We start from the raw sequence: 3,156 nt of genomic DNA, 5'->3' as shown, positions 1-3,156 counted from the left end.
TTGAACTTTGCCAATTCATTTAGGGTTAGCAGTATCATTATCTAAAACTTGTTGAATAGTATCCATATTAATTGGATATGCTCATACTTGTTTATTAATTATTAAACCATTTACATTATTAAAATTATAACCTTTATCACGGTTAACTTGTCCTTTTGTATATGTTTTTTCTAAATGAAAACTTTTTGATACAGGAATACCCATTGCAGTATTTTCATATAATTCACCATTAACCATCGCTTTTAATTGGGCTTGTGAACCAATTACTTTTAAATAAGCAGGTGTTAATCCTAAATATGTTCTTCGACCTAAAACCATAAACATTTTATCGGTTGGCAAACCAAAATATAAATTACTAATTTGATTTGTTAATTCAATCAAAGTTTCATTTAATTTAAAGAATGCTTTATTTGCATCATCAGCATTTTCTGCTGTATAACTACGAAATGGAATTACTTCATATTGACCATCTGCTAAACAATAATCATAAATAGCCTGAATTAATTCACATTCTAAATTAACAAATTTATTTTGTACAACACTAGAAATAGCATCAGCAATAACACCATTTTTAATATTTTGTTCTATTAATGCCAAATCAAATGCTTCATTCATTAATTTTAAATTAAATCTTTTATCAATAGGAACTGGAATTCTTGTTAATCCCATTGTTTGAGTTGTCCCACCATTTGGCAATGAATAATCATCTTGTCATACCACACGATGAGTTAAATTATATAATGCTTGTCCTGCATTAGATAATCAAGCAACTTGTTCTGCGGTTGCTGTTGCATATTGCATAATACTTGCATATTCATTATATAAAGGTCCACGCAATAAAGCATTAACTATCCATTGCTTGTTCAATATCAGCAGCCCAAAGATTAGGATTAAAATCACTTTCTATAGGATCTAATTTACGAGCAAAAGTTAAAATTGTATCTAATTCAACAACCCCATCATCAAATTCAACAGTTGAATATTTTAGAAGATTATCATCGGTATTAAATACTTGACCATCTTTTCCTAAACCTTCATTGTATTTAATATTTTTCTTTCTTTTATATGTTAAACCAAAATTATTTGCTTCTTTTCACGCAAATAATGCTTCTCAACTAAATTTTTGTTGATAAGTTTGCAAATATCATTGATCAAATGATTCACGATCATTTTTTGTTGCTTGATTAACAATATCTCCAAATATTCTTTGTGGATTTTGTGCCATAATTATCTCCTTCTTTCTTATTTATTAAATACATTGTCTGTATCTAAAATATTGTTTTCTTTGTTATCTGTTTTTGGCACACCACCGGTATTAACGATTTGTACCTTAATTAATTCATCATAAACACTTTGTAAATGTGTTTTAATTACTTCAATATCATCAGTAATATCATAAGATTTTAATAAGACATTTTTAAATTCTTCATTATCAGTTAAAGAATTATTAAAATTATTAATTTCAATTTGTTTTAATTGCATGGTTTGTTGTTCTAATTGTGAAATTAATTCAGTGTTTTTTGTTTGTAATTCATTGATTTGTTGATTGCTATTTTCTAAATTACTTGCATTAAATTCTTCAACTTCAGCAGTATTTTCTAAAATAATTTCAGCAGTTTTAATATCTAAACTACCATCTTCATTTTTAATAGGTTCATTATTTTCATCAATAAGAACATATTTTACATTTTTTAATGTCATTGTTTTTCCTCCTATTTTTTAATATTTATATTTGTTCTTTTTCTAATTGCCTTTTGGATAATTTCAAAACTATCCACTCGAAAAGATAAAAAATAGCGTTTAGTTTTTAAGTTTAGTTGATTAAATACTGATCCTTTAATTTTTATCTCATCATATTTTTTTAATTTTAAAAACTCAGATACAATTGGTGGATTATATATTGATAATGTTGAATAATTCAATCCCTCTCATTGACATTTAGCAGAGCAAGCATCAACTTCAACCCCACCAGCAACAAGTGCCTTAATTTTAGTTTTAATTGGATTTTCATGTAATCTAACAGTTAGTTCTAATTTGTTAACTCTTTTATTTTTTATTTTAGGTTTATTGGTTATTGATTTTTTAGATAAATTACTTTTTGTTTGTGTCATTTTTATCAACTCCTTTTGTTATAAAATATTGTAAATGTTTTCATGCATCGTGTTCATGCTCTGTCATTTTAATATTTCCTTTATAAATATAATTTTTCTTAACAACTGGCGATTGTAAAATATAATTTAAATTAAATAGATATTTACATAAAACCTTTAAACCACCGATTAATTTAGGAGTAGATAGTGGGTTTGTTATTTTTAATCCCTTATGCAGTTAATAATCTTCAATTATTACAATAACTTTATTTAAATAAGAACAAATTTTATTTTTAAATTCATTTAATATTAAGTAAATATTATTTATTGCTTTTTCTTCAGAGGTAGAATGAAAAGTAATATTATTAATTATTTTCTTTTGTAAAACATTATAAATAATAATACCGGTTTTTCCACTTCCGGCGGGGTCAATTGCAATAATATATTTTAATTTATTTGTTTTATTTTTTTGTCAATTTGTAATATCTTTCATCCATCTGATGCTAAATCTAAAATATCGTTAATTTTGTAATGTTGCATATAAGAAGCAATAATATCTCACTTGTTTTCAAATAAAATTAAGTACATTTTTGCTCATTCTAAACATTGCAAATCATAATGCTTTTTATGATGTGAAATACGACAATCAACAGGTTTACAATTAATTCAAGCAAATGAAGTTGTTATTTCATTTCAAGTTTTATTGATATATTTACTTTTATATTCTTGCATAATATTTTTTCCCTTCTTTTTATTTATCTTTTTAAATAAACAGAAAAATCCTTTATTGGTTAATATTTTGATATTTAGTAAATAATTTATTTTAGTATTTAATTACTTCGCCGCCCGCTTCACTTTGAAGGTGAGCGGGGGCAGATAGGATATTTTGATAGAGTTTACCCCCATACGGAAATAAACAAAAAAAACAGTTTACCCAGTTATTAATTACGCTTCATCCATCCCTAGACATCTTTAAGCATCAAAATATTAAGTTTTAGATTGCATTATTCATCAGATAGTACCTTTATTAAAAATGATATTATTAGTTGTTAAACCGAAAAAATAT

General features: G+C 25.2%; 6 protein-coding genes. All 6 read right to left on the bottom strand.

The genetic code is table 4. The features are described from left to right. Nucleotides 1-837: hypothetical protein (locus D9R21_RS05335; RefSeq protein ID WP_158613919.1), on the bottom strand; the 837-nt coding region annotated here is incomplete at its 3' end. A gap of 7 nt (nt 838-844) precedes the next feature. Continuing rightward, nucleotides 845-1,225, bottom strand: a complete 381-nt coding sequence (locus D9R21_RS05330; protein WP_126821394.1) for a hypothetical protein — start codon at nt 1,223-1,225, stop codon at nt 845-847. 17 nt (nt 1,226-1,242) lie between these two features. Beyond that, nucleotides 1,243-1,701, bottom strand: a complete 459-nt coding sequence (locus D9R21_RS05325; RefSeq protein ID WP_126821393.1) for a hypothetical protein — start codon at nt 1,699-1,701, stop codon at nt 1,243-1,245. Between the two features lie 11 nt (nt 1,702-1,712). Further along, a complete protein-coding gene (locus D9R21_RS05320) occupies nt 1,713-2,111 on the bottom strand; it encodes a hypothetical protein (RefSeq protein ID WP_126821392.1) in 399 nt (132 codons plus the stop codon). A gap of 217 nt (nt 2,112-2,328) precedes the next feature. Further along, entirely contained in the window at nt 2,329-2,583 is a 255-nt protein-coding gene (locus D9R21_RS05315) for a hypothetical protein (protein WP_126821391.1), read from the bottom strand. Then, nucleotides 2,538-2,822 (bottom strand): hypothetical protein, encoded by a 285-nt coding sequence (locus tag D9R21_RS05310; protein ID WP_126821390.1) that lies wholly within the window; start codon nt 2,820-2,822, stop codon nt 2,538-2,540. Before D9R21_RS05310 ends, D9R21_RS05315 begins: the two co-directional genes overlap by 46 nt. Between the last annotated feature and the right edge of the window lie 334 nt (nt 2,823-3,156).

Origin of the sequence: Spiroplasma endosymbiont of Megaselia nigra, assembly GCF_003987485.1 — a bacterium.
Classification (GTDB): domain Bacteria; phylum Bacillota_I; class Bacilli_A; order Mycoplasmatales; family Mycoplasmataceae; genus Spiroplasma.
Note: the sequence above shows the minus strand (reverse complement) of the source record. Positions and strands in the feature narration are given on the sequence as shown.